Annotated in this window: 19 protein-coding genes and 1 pseudogene; 6 read left to right on the top strand and 14 right to left on the bottom strand. The window is 54.0% G+C overall.

Going from position 1 to position 16596, the window contains the following annotated elements; all coding sequences use genetic code 11:
- Positions 1-478: DUF8189 domain-containing protein (locus tag ACQ4W7_RS24435; RefSeq protein WP_495542750.1), on the top strand; the 478-nt coding region annotated here is incomplete at its 5' end.
- A 630-nt stretch (positions 479-1108) separates the two neighbouring features.
- Here ACQ4W7_RS24435 and ACQ4W7_RS24430 read toward each other — a convergent pair.
- A complete protein-coding gene (locus ACQ4W7_RS24430; RefSeq protein ID WP_436533965.1) occupies positions 1109-1384 on the bottom strand; it encodes a hypothetical protein in 276 nt (91 codons plus the stop codon).
- A 548-nt stretch (positions 1385-1932) separates the two neighbouring features.
- Here ACQ4W7_RS24430 and ACQ4W7_RS24425 point away from each other — a divergent pair.
- Both ACQ4W7_RS24425 and ACQ4W7_RS24420 read left to right on the top strand, forming a co-directional pair.
- Positions 1933-2112 carry a hypothetical protein gene (locus tag ACQ4W7_RS24425; protein WP_436533963.1) on the top strand — a complete coding sequence of 60 codons (180 nt, stop codon included), beginning with the start codon at positions 1933-1935 and terminating at the stop codon, positions 2110-2112.
- Complete coding sequence (locus ACQ4W7_RS24420) at positions 2113-3900, top strand: site-specific integrase (RefSeq protein WP_436533961.1); 1788 nt, start codon at positions 2113-2115, stop codon at positions 3898-3900.
- Between the two features lie 781 nt (positions 3901-4681).
- Here ACQ4W7_RS24420 and ACQ4W7_RS24415 read toward each other — a convergent pair.
- The 3 genes from ACQ4W7_RS24415 to ACQ4W7_RS24405 all read right to left on the bottom strand — a co-directional run bounded on the left by ACQ4W7_RS24415 (position 4682) and on the right by ACQ4W7_RS24405 (position 7385).
- Positions 4682-5803, bottom strand: coding sequence for a hypothetical protein (locus tag ACQ4W7_RS24415; protein ID WP_436533959.1), 1122 nt, complete (start codon positions 5801-5803; stop codon positions 4682-4684).
- Complete coding sequence (locus tag ACQ4W7_RS24410; RefSeq protein WP_071080513.1) at positions 5803-6867, bottom strand: PD-(D/E)XK nuclease domain-containing protein; 1065 nt, start codon at positions 6865-6867, stop codon at positions 5803-5805. The genes ACQ4W7_RS24415 and ACQ4W7_RS24410 overlap by 1 nt, the downstream gene beginning before the upstream one ends.
- A 305-nt stretch (positions 6868-7172) precedes the next feature.
- Positions 7173-7385 (bottom strand): hypothetical protein, encoded by a 213-nt coding sequence (locus ACQ4W7_RS24405; protein ID WP_071080511.1) that lies wholly within the window; start codon positions 7383-7385, stop codon positions 7173-7175.
- Positions 7386-8296: 911 nt separating this feature from the next.
- Here ACQ4W7_RS24405 and ACQ4W7_RS24400 point away from each other — a divergent pair.
- The gene (locus tag ACQ4W7_RS24400; protein ID WP_436533957.1) at positions 8297-8539 is read left to right on the top strand and encodes a hypothetical protein; all 243 of its coding nucleotides are present in this window, start codon (positions 8297-8299) and stop codon (positions 8537-8539) included.
- A gap of 47 nt (positions 8540-8586) precedes the next feature.
- Positions 8587-9540, top strand: coding sequence for an ATPase (locus ACQ4W7_RS24395; protein ID WP_436533955.1), 954 nt, complete (start codon positions 8587-8589; stop codon positions 9538-9540).
- A 92-nt stretch (positions 9541-9632) separates the two neighbouring features.
- On the opposite strand, the gene ACQ4W7_RS24390 is transcribed toward ACQ4W7_RS24395, so the two are convergent.
- From ACQ4W7_RS24390 to ACQ4W7_RS24345, 10 genes are all read right to left on the bottom strand, one after another.
- Positions 9633-10778 (bottom strand): DNA-methyltransferase, encoded by a 1146-nt coding sequence (locus tag ACQ4W7_RS24390; protein ID WP_436533953.1) that lies wholly within the window; start codon positions 10776-10778, stop codon positions 9633-9635.
- 29 nt (positions 10779-10807) lie between these two features.
- The gene (locus ACQ4W7_RS24385; RefSeq protein ID WP_436533951.1) at positions 10808-11242 is read right to left on the bottom strand and encodes a hypothetical protein; all 435 of its coding nucleotides are present in this window, start codon (positions 11240-11242) and stop codon (positions 10808-10810) included.
- A 37-nt stretch (positions 11243-11279) separates the two neighbouring features.
- On the bottom strand, positions 11280-11837 hold the full coding sequence (locus ACQ4W7_RS24380; RefSeq protein WP_436533949.1) for a hypothetical protein: 558 nt from the start codon (positions 11835-11837) through the stop codon (positions 11280-11282).
- Between the two features lie 53 nt (positions 11838-11890).
- On the bottom strand, positions 11891-12331 hold the full coding sequence (locus ACQ4W7_RS24375; protein WP_436533947.1) for a single-stranded DNA-binding protein: 441 nt from the start codon (positions 12329-12331) through the stop codon (positions 11891-11893).
- Positions 12332-12436: 105 nt separating this feature from the next.
- Positions 12437-13003, bottom strand: coding sequence for a hypothetical protein (locus ACQ4W7_RS24370; RefSeq protein ID WP_436533945.1), 567 nt, complete (start codon positions 13001-13003; stop codon positions 12437-12439).
- 40 nt (positions 13004-13043) lie between these two features.
- Entirely contained in the window at positions 13044-14192 is a 1149-nt protein-coding gene (locus tag ACQ4W7_RS24365) for a PFL_4669 family integrating conjugative element protein (RefSeq protein ID WP_436533943.1), read from the bottom strand.
- Between the two features lie 27 nt (positions 14193-14219).
- Positions 14220-14894: an STY4526/YPO1902 family pathogenicity island replication protein gene (locus ACQ4W7_RS24360; protein ID WP_436533941.1), complete on the bottom strand. Its 675-nt coding sequence runs from the start codon at positions 14892-14894 to the stop codon at positions 14220-14222.
- Positions 14891-15175, bottom strand: coding sequence for a hypothetical protein (locus tag ACQ4W7_RS24355; protein ID WP_436533939.1), 285 nt, complete (start codon positions 15173-15175; stop codon positions 14891-14893). Before ACQ4W7_RS24355 ends, ACQ4W7_RS24360 begins: the two co-directional genes overlap by 4 nt.
- A gap of 280 nt (positions 15176-15455) precedes the next feature.
- A complete protein-coding gene (locus tag ACQ4W7_RS24350) occupies positions 15456-15593 on the bottom strand; it encodes a hypothetical protein (protein WP_436533937.1) in 138 nt (45 codons plus the stop codon).
- A 54-nt stretch (positions 15594-15647) separates the two neighbouring features.
- Positions 15648-16025 carry a hypothetical protein gene (locus ACQ4W7_RS24345; protein ID WP_436533935.1) on the bottom strand — a complete coding sequence of 126 codons (378 nt, stop codon included), beginning with the start codon at positions 16023-16025 and terminating at the stop codon, positions 15648-15650.
- A 253-nt stretch (positions 16026-16278) separates the two neighbouring features.
- On the opposite strand from ACQ4W7_RS24345, the pseudogene ACQ4W7_RS24340 reads away from it, so the two are divergent.
- Positions 16279-16536, top strand: a pseudogene (locus ACQ4W7_RS24340) (Tn3 family transposase); the annotation flags it as partial.
- Positions 16537-16596: the final 60 nt, after the last annotated feature.

Raw genomic sequence — 16596 nt, 5'->3', positions numbered from 1 at the left:
CAACTGGTGGGATGGCAATAACTTCCAGTGGAGCAACCAACAAACGCCGTCCGGTATCGCTCTCAGCAGTTCTATGGGGGCCATTGCGGTTGATGGTGGTCGCCCTTATGTCTATGTGCTCGGCAGCGATGGAAACTTATGGTGCAACTGGTGGGATGGCAATAACTTCCAGTGGAGCAACCAACAAACGCCGTCCGGTATCGCTCTCAGCAGTTCTATGGGGGCCATTGCGGTTGATGGTGGTCGCCCTTATGTCTATGTGCTCGGTAGCGATGGAAACTTATGGTGCAACTGGTGGGATGGCAATAACTTCCAGTGGAGCAACCAAGGCCTTCCGTCAGGTGCTAATATCTATAGCCAAATGGGCGCGATAGCGGTCGATACTGACCGTCCTTACGTGTACGTTAAAGGCACGGATCAGCACCTCTGGAGCAACTGGTGGGACGGCAATCAGTTCAATTGGACGAGTCAGAACTAGGCAGTTCTGAGGCCAGGTCATTGGCGAATACTCTGCGTAACTATCTACAGTCAAATATCCACTAGGTCCATTTTTCGGTAATAAAAAGTCCGCTCATTTTCGCGGACTTTTTACTAAAGGAAAATCTGAAGAGAGACAACCCTAGAATCGCCTATTGGTCCATAACGCAGTCCGACGCGGCCGCTGTCCCCCTTCTGTGGTACTGACCAGGTTTCGTGGCCCTACCACTCCTTGTCGATCTGACGAGGCCACTGGCAGAACTTGCGCCGCCGAACTTATTAGCGCTTGCAGCTAGCGTGAGCTGGCGGCGATGGAACGCGAGCCGGCAACAGCGAATGCAAGCACATTTGCAGATAGTGTGAGCATGAGGGCCTTTTCGTTTGCAGTTATTGCGAGCCGAGAACCGCGTTGAATGCGAGCACGTTCGCTATGAAATGCGAGCCGCTACAAGTACCATCCCGACTGGGATGGAATAGCGACCCTCACCCTTGGGAGAGCAAACGACCGCGATCGCCATGATCGCCGCCAGCGCCGCACTGTCGAGTACAATTGGTAGTAGCCGGGAAGGGAGTTGGAGATGGCGTCGGGTTTTCCCGACGCCGCGAACGACGAGCGCATCAAATTAATCACTTACTTGCATTTTTGATAGCACTGCGCTTTGTTTTTATCAATATTAAGCGAGCAGGTCGGTGCTGCCATGACACCACACGCGGAATATTGACCCTTAAAGACTGTATCGCAGTCCCTCATGCACTGCTGCCGTTTCGCCTGCTCCTCACTTTGTTTTTTCACTCGCTCTCGATCTGCCTTATTGAAATCGGCGTCGGCCCCGGCGACTTGGGCATACGCTACGGAAGTGAAGGTGGTTAGGATGATGATGCCAATAAAACTTTTAATCAGTTCCATTTAATCTCCTAGATGCGGCACCTGCCGCGTCAATACTCTGTCCTTCCCGAACACGATTGTCAAGGAGATGCAGCGGTTAAGACGTTGGCATGCACTGCCGACTCGATACAGCGCAATGGTTGGTGTGGAAAGCATGCATGCTCCTAACATGGGCGCTCTGAGGGACGGCGGTATTATGTGACGCGAATCAAAGTAGTGTGAAAGATCGGAACCAGCCGAAACAGGGGGCCCCGTCGCCACGGGTATATTTACTTCGCGTAACGATATCCTTTCCTTAAGAACGTTTATGTTCAGCTGAGCATAACCGTTCCACTGCATCTCAAACCCTATACCGCCCAAGCGCTCGGCAAACCGCTGTAGAACGAAAAACAACGCAGCGGATGTGCCTGTCCTTCCGTGATAATCCGTATTATCACGGAAGGATTATTACTCTTTTTGCGCGTGAAACGGGTATGATGACCGGGTAAACCCCCATTTTTATGGGGCCGCCGACTGCTTACCGTGCCGAGCATCCTCCCTCGGCCCGGATTCCCCAGGAGCACACCGCCATGCCCATTGCACCCACTTCATCGCCTGAGTTGCCGCTTGCGTTCGGCGACCTGGCCAGTTGCGGCTGTCAACAGGCCATCGCGCGTGACCTGGTGGAGCAGCAGTGCGCCGCCATGGCGCGCCCGGCCGATACCGTTGATACAGCTGCCATCGACCACACGTCGAAGGAAGACGAATAAATGGCGCAAAACACCCATGTCGTGATCCCGCCGATCAGCTATAACCGCACCGATTACACGGCGCTGCGCGCTTTTGTTCAAAAAGTGCCCATTCAGCGCATCGCCGACCTGTACTACCAAGACGACAGCCCTCAGGTGCAACTTGGACTCGAACGATTCCTGATCCACATGCGCGACGAGCTGGTCGAACGCGCGATCGGCCATAATCCGGCGTTCGCGGACATCCTTCAAAACGCACGACGCGGTGGCACCATCTCGGTCAAGGCGCTCGCCATACTGGTACAGGCGGCGGACCTGCCGGAACCGGTCCCCATGCCGGATGACGCGATAGGGCGATGGTTCCGGCCGCGGCTGACGGCCGCGCTGCGCGGTGAGGGTGTGCACACTCTCGGCGAACTGATGGCGATGATGCAGGTGCGCGGGCCGGCCTGGTGGCGGGCGGTCCCGCGCGTAGGGTTCGGCCGCGCCGAAGTGCTGGCGCGCTGGCTGCAACGCCATGCCGACACGCTTGGCGCCATCGATACGGATACGCGCGCGCTGTTGACGCGCGAAGATCTTCCGGTGCTCGATGTCGCCGAGGGCGTGCTGTCACCGCTTGAGACATTTTCACTGCCCGCCCTTTACGACGGCAGCCGTGGCATCAATCGCGCCGAGCGGTTTTGCTTCATCAGCGCCACCAACGACCTGGAGGCGATCGAGTGCTACCTTGCGCGGTATGAGGGGCAGCCGCATACGCTGCGCGCGTACCGGCGTGAGTTGGAACGCCTCGTGCTGTGGAGCGCGCTGATCGTCTGCAAGCCGATTTCGTCGTTGTTGGTCGATGAATGCCAGGCCTATGTGCGGTTCCTGGCCATGCCGGCGGCGAGTTTCTGCGGTCCGCGCGCGCCGCGCACCAGCCGCCGCTGGCGGCCGTTCTCCGACCAGGCGATGTCGCCGGCCTCGCAAAAGCAGACGGTGCAAATCCTGCGCGCCGCGTTCGAGTATCTGGCGCGCGTGCGCTACCTGGGAGGCAATCCCTGGCTGGCGGTCAAGGATCCCGTGGTCGATATCGAGACCGATCCGATCCAGGTCGACAAGGCGTTGACGGCCGAGGCCTGGGAAGTATTGATCGCGGCGCTCGAACGACGCGCCCAGCAAGCCGACGGAGGACGGGACCGGATCGCCCTTGCGATGCTGCTGCTGATGGGCGATTCGGGTTTGCGTCGCGCGGAAGCTGTATCAGCCCGCCGCAACGCGCTCACACCCAGTCGTCATGTGCCAGGCATCTGGATGCTGAAGGTGCTGGGTAAAGGCAGGAAGAGGCGGGTGCTGCCCGTCAGTCCCCGCACTATTGACGCGGTGCGCGCGCACTGGGCTGATCTGGGGGCGGATTTTGACCAGGCCAGCGATGATCGCCCGCTGTTGTCTCCCTTGGTCATACCGGCCACGCCGGCGGCGCTGGCACGCCATGGTGATGGAACGGCGGGCCACCGTGGGTACACGGCAGGAGCGCTGTACGATGTTGTCACAGGGGCCTTGCGGCGCGTGCACGACGACCTGCAGGCCCTGGGTGCCGAAGCGGAACTGTCACCAGAGGACATGTTTGCCCTGATCGAGGCCACACCGCACGCCTTCCGGCACACGTTCGGCATGTTGGCGGTGGAGGGCGGTGTGGAACTGTACGTGGTGCAAGAAATCCTCGGCCACGCCAGCGCGGGTACCACGGCGGTGTATGTTAGGGCGCGCGAGAAGCGTCTGGCGGAGGCTGCAGGCATGCTTTATCGAAACGACCCTGTACCAATTAAATGAAAGGGGTGGTGGCACGCCGCTGTCGATGAATAATAAAGTCGGGTCTTGCCATGTAGCTCATCTGCCAGCCATTTCTCAGATCGCATCTGGGGCATCACAATCGATCGCAGGCTAAAGTCCAGCACTCAAGACCAACTCATCAAGGGCACTGAGATCTTCCCATTGCGATTCATCAAAACGAAGAGTTCCCCGGCGTCCTATATCAAACTGGACAGTACTCGCATGCGGAGTTCCGACTTGAATCGTAGCTCGTTCTAAACGCCCTGATACAAGTTTGGCCTCGAAATCGCTTATGGCGTCGCGCTCGGATGCGATCTGCACTTTGCATGTACTTTCGTTCGTAAGGGGAACATCGAAGTAGACTGCCTGGATAACTTTCACTCCTTTTGAGCCGAGATTACTTCGCGCCAATTTAATAAATTCACAAATATCTACGTTCAACTCGCCAACAGCGCAGTCCCCATTTAGAGCCCGGTTCAACGCACTCAAGAAATTTCGCAAAGAACGTGGGGGAGAGTGGATGCACAGCACGTGCCGTGAGCTATTCTTGAGTATCCTGAAGTCAAAACGAGTGTATCGGACATATGTGGTCGCCACATGTTCGCCAAACGGGTTCTGCGAGGTCTCAGTTATGGTTTCTTGTTGAACAAAACGAGCGACAATCTTTCGCCGGGCAACATCTATTAATTCGAAACCGAATAAGGAACTCTCGCTGAAGCTATGTTCGCTTAGAAGCTGCGCAAGGTTCGCTGTTGTGTAATCAGTGAAAATTTCGAGCCATTTAAGCCGTATCATTTTTCCCTCGTGCGTTTTCGAGAAGTTGACGTACCGCTGCACGCGCAGCAGACTCGATCAGTTTACCTACCTCGCGATCACCTTCAGTGCCGAACTGCTTTCGACTCTTGCTGTGTTCGCCATTTTCCTGATATTCATAGTAACCGCGGACGAGATAGGAAAAGTTCGTACAAAATCCAGGTTCGCCGAATTGCGCTTCGAACTCGACAATATCGGAGTCGAACGCTCCCTTTTCGCGGCACTGCCAAACTATTTTCGATACATAAAAACCCTGGGTAAAGAACCCGCGAAGTTGAGGCGACTCCAGCACATTACCTCCCTTCATACTCGCGCTCTTGATGTGAATCCCAAGATCTATTTCTTCGTCACCCGCAATTTCTGAACTGTCTTCTTCATTCGCTATGGCAGTGCCCGTGCGCCTCTTGTCCGGGTTAAACAAATATAAATCGGTCACATCGCTCCGTTGGTAGCCTGGAATGCCATCGATCAGTGCGCGGAAAAACTGAATCCTGTCCTTGCTTGATGGAACGCTTTTGAGATCGATGCGTTCAGTCTCGACATCCACCTTAAGGACGTTTGTAAGATAGTCAACCAGCCCATCAGAGACTTCATCGACTTTTTCGTTCTGAGGCCCCCGGAGGACGAGTGTTCCGCCTTCCTGCTCGATAGTTATGACAGCTTCCTTATTCTCGACTTGTCGGAACTCACTTTTGTTAAAGTGCAGTTGTTTATACCTGACGTTAATTTGCACTGTTCCATCGGGATTTACGGTCACAGTCGCGGCGTCGTTCTGATCGATAAGGGTGGCCACCACAGCATGTGCCGCTGCCTCAATGTCCTGCAGATTTGCCTCTCCTGTAATGCGCGTCGGGGCCATACGCTCACGGCGTTTGGGCGACTCGAAAATACGTGCGAGTGTTTCGAAATCATCGTAGTCATGAGACAGGCGTGCAAAATGCATTGCAAGCTGCCTACGAGGCGTCCCCGTAGCAATCACCATCCCGTGCCGGAGAAACAATTCCCTAAGATCGGACGCCGTCACAGAGCTTTGATTGATCGCATCGAAGAGCGCTTTGTCACTCGCACTGTAGATTGATCCCGATGCCATTATTGATCCCATCCCAATTTAGTCAATGAAAACGATTGCTTTTGAATGTCCAGAACTTCAAAACTAATGGCGTCCAGCTTTGATTGAATGTAATCATCGAACCCCCAATCATGTACAAACGCCTTTATTGCTCGCCTATAGTGACTTTTGATAGCAGGGTCAGGATTGTGATGTGCAACTCGAATACGAATTTGCTTTTCCCCGTCTAACAGCTGGCAGCTAGAGAGCACGTCGAAAAGATACATGAACTCGGAGTGCGTTTTCCCAGGACGGTTGTAGTAGACGACAGCCCCTTCTCCAAACGTTTGACTGCTTTCTCCGGAGGTCTCGTCGCGCGTAACCACAGCATCATGAGAAACGATGAAATACGGTCCGCTCAACGCTTCAATGGTTGCCGGCCGATGCTGCCGCTCCAGTCTAACTTTGTGAAGTTTTTGGTCTGGATAATAAAAGAAGTAATTTGCCCTGGGAAATGTTCCGTCCATATGCATCGCATTGACATCGTTGAGGATGGTCTGCATGTAGGCGATAGTCCGCGGCTGGATAATATGTATTAGCTGGCCGGGTTCAAGCGGAATTCCTCCGACGTCTGATGACGCGTCCTCCACACTTGGCGGTTTTCGTTTTGATGGAGCAAAATAGCGCTCGAATCCGTCGTCGAAATCTGCGTCGTGGTTGTAGACGAAGAGTAGTCCTCTAATTTCATCCGACTCCTCCACGTCGTACCTAACCTTCCATACACTACTTGCGCGTGCGCAATCGATTGTCTGGGCTAGCGACCGCAGGGCGGATCGGACATTCGGTCCAGTAATGGAGCTTTTAGCGTAGCTCTTGAGGTCGGTATTAAAGAGAATCCGGCGGTTTAGGTAGGGGTCACGGTAGAAAAAGACTACGTCCGTCGGATGCGTGTGCTTCTGTTTTTTGTTAGCCCGCGCGTGCTTATCCGTTTTCAAGCAGTCGAAGTTTCGATCCTTCAAGGGAAATCGCTCCCAGCGGAACCACTTCAGCAATTTATTTGAAACTTGCGCTGCTATTTCAGCTGTAGGTCCAGTTTCACCGCCCATTCAAAAGCCCTCTCACGTCCGCTAAATTGATCCATAGCATAGGGTAATAATTTCCAAATAGCAAAGCAAGTTTAATTATGAGCAAGTGAGCGGTTCGAACGATGTGACGAAGGCACGATTTTTTGCCATCCGTCTGATTTCGAATTCCCCGATTGGAAAATTAGCAGCCGCATTGGCTGCAGATATTGCCTGCAACAACATGCTTGGGTACGCCGGCCGCGCCTGCCTACTCAATCTTGTAGCGGTACGGAATGAGCTGTACTGTCAATAGCGGACACTCTTGACAGTACAGCTCAAACTTCCCTTCAACCTCCGAAAAGGCTTTTTCCCAGGATAGGCCAAATGTCCCAAGTGTAGATGGGATGGACTTGAAGTGCAGCGGCAGTAAGCAGCTGTCTGCCAATTTCAGACGCAACGAATTGCTCCGTCAAGTCCTTAAAAGCCTTGTACCAGTTCAGCAGGGCGGGCGCATTTGCCAGGGCAATTGCGAGCGCGGATGGTTTCGATTTGTGCGTCATAGACTTCTCCTAAAGGTTAAAAAATGGGCCCTACGCTTATTACAGCTACTGGTTTTAAATTTCTTCGCCGTCCGCCCTCGGCTTGATTACCTGGCCGGCGTCGCACACGACTACCTGTGCGGTTGCGCAGGCTGCGTGCCACTCAAAATTAGTGTCACGACTTGCTGTGCGTGCAGGCTTTCACCACATCTTGCCAATCCAACGGATTGCTTTCCTCTGGTGGGTTTTCCAGCGGAAATGCAAGTACTCATGGCAATGACGTGTTGATGCAATTCACTGCCACCTATGTCAAGCGTGGAACTGGCGGCAAGAACAGTCGTCTGTCTCGTCTAGCACCGAGATTTATGCCTTGCGGCTAAATCAGCGCACAGCTGTCAGAACGGAAGGGCAATGAGAGGGGCGTAAAACGAAGTGGATGTAAGCCAATGAAAGCGATGGATCACTGGCAGTTCATCCAATAGTGGGGGATTAAAGATACTGCGGTAATACGATGGGAATGCCCTGCGGCGGCTTGTGCTGTAATGGCAGACTCTAATGGCGCCATTCTCTGTCTATAGTGTGGGTTAGGCGTTGTGTTCTCTATACTATGAGACTTCTACCGGAGCGGGCTGCTACCTGTCCTATTACAGTACTAAAAGGTGCGAAGCGCCTTTTCCGCAATCTAGTCGTGATTACTAGACTAATCAGGACGAACCGCTGGTAGAGATCGAAGGAATCCATATGGATGGAGCAGGGACCAAGCGTGGCGGCAAGCCGGCTCCGCAGGCGTAAAACCGGTGCCGGCGCCCGAGGCCTTGGAGGAGAAAATCCCGTTTCGTGGCGCCTGCTAGTCCCTCTTGACGCATTCGTGAGAGGCGCCGACGGTATTGGACTATAATGGTTCTCATAAAGAAGTTGGAGGGATATAGATCATGACACTCAAAATTCGCACTAGCGCGCGCAGGTTCAGCTCCCCGACAGTATTGAGGGGCGATGCCCCGTTCCTCGGCGCCACCGTCCAGGAATGGGACAAGGCGATCACCGGCAACATGGACAAGACGCTTGCCCAAGTCAAGATGCGAGCAATGGGCAACGGCCCTAAACGCGATGCGTCCAAGGCCACCACGTTCGATCTGGCGAGCTTCGCTGGCAAACGCTTGTCCAACGCCAAATAATTTTCCTTCTCCTTACTTGAAAACGCGGCTTCGACCGCGTTTTTTATATGTCCAACGAAAAAAAAGATAATGTGCTCGATCTGCATGTGGTGGTGTTCGCCGGTCCGAATGGGTCCGGGAAGACTTCGCTGATCGACGAAATCAAGCAGACAGGTCTGGCGACCGTCAGGGGCGTCTATCCTCTTCCTGCCTACTTCATCAACCCTGACCAGGTGGCCAAGGATCTGCAGGGCGAATTCCTGGACCAGAACGCCAGGGATGAAGCCGCGCAGAGCGCCGCCATGCGCATCCGTGCCGAAGCGACCGAGAGCAGGCTGCCGTTTGCCTTTGAGACCGTCATGTCCCATCCTTCGCGTATCAACGAAATGCTGATGCTTAAGGAACAAGACTACCGTCTGTTCCTGACCTTCATCACCACCGACGACCCGGAAAAGAACGTCGCCCGGGTGACGCTGCGCTACGAAACTGGCACGACCACGGGGCACTATGTCGCGCCCGACAAGGTGCGCGAACGCTACCACCGTACGCTTGCTCTGCTTCCGCGCGCGGCCGAGATTGCCGATGCCGTCTACATCTACGACAACTCCGTCGATTTCGAGAAGCCCAAGCTGCAGGCCGTCATCGAGCGCGACGGGCAGTTCTCGGTCTTGCCTGACGCGAAGGATTGGGTAATCCAGCGCCTGGTCCATCCCCTGCAGCAGCGCGAACGCGAACTGGACCAGTTGATCGCCGATCTCGAAAACGTTGGGTACCAGGTTGGCGACGTGGACGAGCTGCATGGCACCTACAAGGGCGTGGTGCTTTCGACGACCACCTACTTCGTGGCCCAGCTGGACGACGCGACCAAGCAGGCCGTGATCCACGACCGGCTCATGCTCGACACGGGTTCCAAAGGGGCTGGCAACGAGCCTCCCACGTACGTGCAGCGGGAAAACCTGGCGGTCCACTATTCGCCAGCGAACGCGCCCCGGGTGGAGCGCCACGGCTTGGCACTTGAATAGGCGCTCGCTTGCGCGCTTGGGTGCCTACGATAGAGCCGGAATGACCGACTGCTTTGCAAAGCCAATTCACGATGTCATTGGTGATGTACTGGTCATGCCGCTACCGAAATTTCTGCAAAAAGTGTCGACTCCCCTTGGATGCGCTTGCGCGCGATCTCGGCGTAGGCCGGGTTCAGTTCGATGCCAATACAGTCACGCTGCAGGCGGTCGGCGACAAGACCGGTGGTGCCGGCGCCGAAAAACGGGTCCAGTACCATGCCGCCTGGCGGGCAGCCTGCGCGAATGCAGTTTTCGGGCAGCTCAGGCGGGAACGTTGCGAAGTGGGCTTCGGCGAACGAATGCGTCGCCATAGTCCAGACGCTGCGCTTGTTGCGCATATCAGGGCGGGCGGCAGGATCCTCGCGGAAGTCGGCGCCGCCGCTCATGCGCGCGGCCGTGCGCAGGCCCTGCTCGTCGCGCCCGTCGTCCTTGCTGCACGCCATGGCGCGGCCACGTTGACGCGCATCGGCATCGGTGCCATGACCAAACCCGACGCCGCGTGCTGTGCGCTTCTGCGGTTTCTGGCCCGGTACGTCGTAATCTTTTTTGCCGAAGCTGTTTCGCGGGTGGTCCGCGGCGCCGGCGGCCGGCTCCTTGATGGCCTCAGCATCGTAGAAGTACTTCTCGCTCTTGCTAAGCAGGAAGATGTACTCGTGGCTCTTGGAGCAACGGTCGCGCACGGATTCGGGCATCGGGTTCGGCTTGCTCCAGACGATGTCCTGGCGCACCCACCAGCCAGCGTCTTGCAACGCGATGGCCAGGCGGTGAGGCATCATGACAAGATCCTTTGGTTTCAGGCCCTGCTGCGGCATGCAGTTTGGCTGTGTGAGCGTTCCGGTGCCGCGGGTGCCGACGCTATACGCCTGCTTTCCTTCATGACCGCCACGCGCACCGCGCCATGCCTGGCCTTGCGCCCCGCCACCTGGGTGATTGCCGACGCGCCCAGCGGCGGTCGCATAGCTGTCGCCCATATTGATCCAGTAGGTGCCATCTGGACGCAGCACGCGACGCACCTCTTCGAATACGTCGACCATGACAGCGATAAATTCGGCTGGTGTCGCCTCTAGGCCGATTTGGCCGTCGACGCCATAGTCGCGCAGTCCCCAGTACGGTGGACTGGTGACACAGCAATGGACGGAATCGGCGGCCAGGGCGCGCAGCTGCTCTCGCACGTCACCGATAAGAATTTTGATCGTCATGGCGTGCGCTCCTCATAAATTGAAGTCGGTTAATTCCTGCGAGAAATATATGGGACATAGACCGGCCAAAACCAAGCATAGAAAATTCTGAGCCAGAAGCGATCCAGAAACTTCAGGCCGGCCAATTTGGAGGCCGTCGGCACTTTGACCAGGTGCTGGACCATGAATCCGACAGTGAGGTAGCCTATGCCAAGCCAGAGCACGAGAAACGAGCTATGGCTGATCCACAGCCACGCGCACAACAAACTAGCATTGAGTACTATGATCACCAACGTCCTGATCTGAGAGCCGAACTTCACGCCTTGCCGCTGCGCGCCCTTGGCCGGTGCTTGGAGGGCGCGCTCAATCATTTGTTCCGGCGTCAAATTCTTGCGTTCCTTAATAATGGGCCACCACCATTTCAAGAAAAAATGGGCATCTATGCCACAAATCACCAAAAGCAGGATCAAACTAGAGATATCCATTGGAATTCCTTTCAATATTTAAGGCGCTGGAACAGCGTTAACCACCGAGAATTTCCTGGATTCGGGCGCTGATTTTCTGGCGGTTAGTGCTGCTGGACGCGATTGGATCAGCAGGATCGACACAAAATTCGGCGGTGACGTCGCTACCGGTACCATTTTTTGAAAACTTCAATTCGAGCCACATCGCTCGCGACACACCAACTGCGGCATATGGGACAGTTTGGGCCAGATGGTAGAAAGCGCCATTTTGCTTTTCATGTTTGTACCCCTGATCGACCAAATAAGTCCTGTCGACTGTTTTGCGATAAATCGCAATTTGCTCTGGTGACTTAAAGCCGAAGCGGGTCATCGCTCGCCCGTAGAGCGTATCAACGTCGACGCGACTTTTTCGGTTGGGCAGCATCGTGCAGCCTTCTTCTTTGGAAGAGGTGGCGGTCGATATATAAGTTGGCGCAATAGTGCGATCACTTGATCCTGACGGCTTAGCTGAATGGCTACTGATTTTTACCAGACCATTAAGCGTCGGGTCAAAATTTGCGCAGCCCGAGTATGATGTCGCGATTACGCCAACGAACAGTACATTGATGATTCTCATGATGACTCCTCAAAAAGGGCCGGGACACTGGCCCTGGTTTCACAGGATCAGGCTTACGCTCGCCGCTCATCGAACTCGCCATAGTATGGTGGCGGTTCGTCCGAGGTGTTTGGCGAGCTTTTATTGCGAGATTCAGCAAATTGGACTGAATCGACCCGCGTAGGCGACAAAAACACCGCACTTGCTACGACTGAGAACGCGGTGATGGCATTGCCCGCAGCGTCATGCGCTTCAAACTGCGTGAGCCGTCCTTCCACCTTCACGCGCGCACCTTTGCGCAGCAACCGCGCGCAATTTTCAGCGGTGTGATCATATGTGGTTACCGGGAGCCATATTCCACCACTTTGCGCATAAGAACCGTCCTCGTTTTTCTCGTATTCATCAAAAAACACCCGCATTTCTGCCGCCATCATCGCTTTGCCTGTTCTTGCTGTGATGTTTTTAATGGACGGTGCGTCCGCTAAATTACCGACACCTTGAAATATGTTTGGCATTCCAACCTCCAAGTTCATTAAGCGCCATGTGTTTCCACAAGAGGCTCGGCGCGTCTGCCTATTGTGGGTTTGAATGGAAGAAGTACATCAGGCTAGGCTTATGCTTTACCGTTGAATTAGTTCCGTGAAATGTCGTAAAATCGAGCGATTGTGTTTCTCCTGGGCATTTAGAGAGGTGACCATCTCATTGACAGTCTGGTACCACTGAACGAGATCGGATGGAAGCGGCGACAAGAAATCCTCAAGTTCGTTCCATGCGATGTGGCTGGTATCGGTGGTTCCGGCGCGTCTCCACCGAAGCGATAACTGACCAGTGGATCCTCGAGTGTGGATGGCCAAATAGAAACGTTTCGCCTTAATTGATTTGGTGGCTACAGCGAGCCGCCGCATATCCTGATGGACCTGGTCAACAGCAGCTTGTGCTTTGAGCAGGCGGCGGCGGTCGCCCCTACCCTTAAAGGCTTTTCGGTCTACATGATGTTGACCGGCAAGACCAGAAGCAATATCGGCTGATGTTGACGATGGATCGGGGGCAACGAAATCCATGCCGCTAAGCGACATCGCTGGCAACGACGGTAGCCGTACGGGCCTGAAGGGAAAAACGGCAACTGGCGCATCCGTGGGTTCACGACCCGGTTTCTCTAGTTGAGAAGGAAAACTGTCGCAGTCCATATGACCTCCTGAAATCTCTCTGCAGTCCTATTTCGGCTCGTCAAAGCAGCTTGTCAATTGCCGCTGCCTCAACGTCATTCCCGGCTTGTTTTTCCATCTCCGAGCTGACATGCGCCAGTATGGATTTTTCGTGTGGCGCCAAATTCAATCGCCTGCGACTGTGACGTGGCTGGAGCTTGCCGTTGTACACATCAGGGTGAATAAGGCCCAGTAATTGAGTTACGTCCGATTGGCGTCTTGCTGCATCACCGGATGCATTTGGCACAAAATCGGCTCGGCATAAATCGCGAAGTTCTGGACGCATCAGGAATCGCTCGAAGCGGGCCGTTTCAATGAACGCCGCCCGTATTACGCGTGTTAATTCGCGGATGCTTTGCCGGCCTTGATCGTCGGTGAGTTGATCTTTTCGCACCAGTGTTTTTACAGTTCGAATGTAATAGTCAAAATGGACGACGAGATCGCTGATTGCATAGCCGTACGGGCTTTTGAATCCCAACAGAAGCACCTTTGGTTCGGCTGAACGCAAGATCGAATATTGAAGGCCCCGGACACGCTGCGCTTCCAGTTTTTGCTGCAGTCGATTGACTTCCCGTTCTAATCGACGGGTGATGTCCTGCATCAGTTCTTCGTGGCGTAATAGTGCCCAATCTGCATAGGGATTATCAGCGCCAGATAAGAGCCAAAGGCATTTAAGTGCGGCAGCGACACGTTTTCCGCCTACAATCTGCGCGTATTGCCCATTTGGATCTTTAGCACGTCCCATAAAGAGGCGAAACGCTTCCTTGGTGTGCAGTTGCATCGTGTCTTGGTCCTCATTAATTAGAGATCCAAGACTTCGCAAATGCACAGCTTCTTGTGTCGAGACAATTTTTTCTGCGCCAGCCCGGTTTTCGTACTCTTCCTGCATGACATTGAATTCCAAGAGACGTTCCTCATACATCATTAGTCGTTTAAATCGTGGGTCATTTTTGTCCGGCGTGTCGGATTCCAAGAGATCACGCAATGCTTCCCGTTCTTTGGGAATGGAATAGCCGTCCGTAAATGGTGAGCCCTCTTCGGTTTCGAATACCACCTCAGTTGTGGTAACAAACGGAGACGGAATAAAAGAGTAGATATCTGCTATTGAAATGAGTCTTGTCGAGGCGTCATTGCCGTTTGCTGTTGAGTCGTCCTGAATATTATCCGCCATGTTAGTCCCCTGTAAGTGGAATATGTTTTATGAAATATTTGAAGCCGTTCTCTTGGACAGGTTAACCAGTTTGTGTACGCAGTTACCTCCATCCCATTTGGTTTCTTGTCGCGCGAGTGGCTGATTATTCTTGGCGGTGCCTTGATTGGTATATGGTTCGAACTCATTAATTACCAGCCACAAAGTCGCCAGGGTATGAGATGGGAAAATATTATGAAGTGAAAAAAGTTGTTCCCGAATTGGCGAAGTCGGACTTGCCTTAACAATTTTGTCCCAACTTTCATGTATGTCCTCGCGTTCATAGGGATTTGGCATTGGAGGCCGTCCCAAGCGTTGCTCGGAAAGTAGAAGATGTTTTGCTGCCTTGGCTTCTTTGCTGCTCATCTTGAACATTTTGCAAATCATCGATACTGAAGCACCATGTCGTACAAAATATTCTTGCAAATGGCGAACCCGCCGTTCATCTGCCGCCTGAGCGAAGGCATGGGATAGTTGCTTCTCGTTTAAGGTAACCTCCATGGTTACGTTTTGAAAATGTGATACACGGAGGGCGTCCCGTGACGACAGGTTGCGTAGATTCTCAACCCATTCGGAGTCGATACCTTGGCTTAACAAGGAGGCGGTATTGTTGTCCGCCTGATCCAGCAGAGATTCGATAATCAATACCCGAATTGCGGCATCTTTAATATTGAGTCTGATCATTTTATTCCCCATGGATCTGATGAAGGGGAGCTATTGGCATAGCGGTTCGAGCCGATGGATGAGATCGGAATGAAGCTAAGGAATTGAATTTTCTCTTCTTTGCCGGAGCGGAGAAGGGGGGATAGATGGGACGCGTCTATAGGATGGAGAAGAAGTCCCGTGGAGAGGAAGTCGCTTCCGAAGGAAATTGCAATATTAAGTTGCAATCTGTGGTCATTAAGCGGCCCCAGCTTTAAAACTGGGGGGACGAAATAAATGATGGGTTTGCTTTGGATTGTCATGATAACTCCTCAAGTTCATCGAACATGAGGAGTTGGCCATGTAGAAACTACACTTTCATTCCCAAAATGGATGAGTCCGCATTTTGTGCTAACGCAATTTTGTATTCAGCCTTCCACCGACCAACCCCGCAAAGTTAATTTAGCACAAAACTCGGGATGTCAACATATTTTTTATCGGTTTGTCTTATGAGCTTACGCAAGGAAGTTATTGAACAGCGATAAAAATTTCATTTGAAAAATAATTGAACATAATAAAAATATATTCCGATAACTAATGAATCTAGAGGAAGACGCCGGCGGCGCCGGGCAGTACCTGCATCGTTGACAGTATCGCGCCGCGCCGCGCCGCGCCGCGCCGCGCCGGCGGCGCCGTGTGGCCCTGCGGCCTGTGGCCGGCGGGCAGGATAAACACATTCATCGATTTTGACAACTAAAAAAAGTTGTCAATGGCTTTCCATGGACTATATTGAATTCACCAAAAACGCTTCCTCAGGTGGTCATCATGAAAATGAAACCGCATGAAATTGATTCTCTGGTCGGTACTCCATGCCTCTGCGGCCAGGTTGGCGTATGGCAAATACACTGCTACCAGGGTAAATCCACACAGACCATCCGCATCGAATTGGCCGCAGCGTACAAGAAGGTTGCGGATGATATTCAGTCTGGAAAATTGACGATCAACGGCTCGGCCATCAGCACCGGAATCGCCTACTGCACAGGCTGTGGGTGTGATGATCGCCATGCGTGCGCGGCGGGTTGCTGGTGGCTGCGCGTTGACTATACAACGGGGATAGGGGTTTGCAGTGAGTGCAGGCACCATGTAGAGCGCTTTGATGATGGGGCCCGGCATTCCTTCCTCCCTGGCACTCGCGTATCGGATCCTGGTCCGACCCACACGCTCGATTTATCCGCACTCATTCCCCCGGAGTTGTCATCTGCTATGCGTGGCGGCACCCTCAACTGGGGCGTACATGGGTCGGCAGCTCAACATATCCGATATTTGGTACTCCGCCCGCTTTTTGTGCTGAAAAGTCCGAAACTGCGTAAGCGTCGATTGAAGGAAGGTCTATGCGCCGCTGGGCCTCTGGTCCAAGATGCTAGCGTGCTATTCGCGCCAGAACGGCTTGGTGATCGCGCTGCGCGATCTGGGGCGCATAGAGCGGACGCTGTTCATTCTGGACTGGCTGCAAAGCGTTGAACTGCGCCGACGCGTGCATGCGGGTTTGAACAAGGCCGAGGCGCGTAACGCCTTGGCCAGGGCGTTCTTCATCCACCGGCTCGGCGAGATCCGGGACCGGAGCTTCGAACAGCAGCGCTACCGTGCCAGCGGACTTAACCTGGTGACGGCCGCTATCGTGCTGTGCAGCCTGCACCTGCGCGCGTGATCATACCGCCAATCGCATGCCAAAACTCAGCGAATA

Origin of the sequence: Janthinobacterium algoris (assembly GCF_051380935.1) — a bacterium.
GTDB lineage: Bacteria > Pseudomonadota > Gammaproteobacteria > Burkholderiales > Burkholderiaceae_D > Janthinobacterium.
Note: the sequence above shows the minus strand (reverse complement) of the source record. Positions and strands in the feature narration are given on the sequence as shown.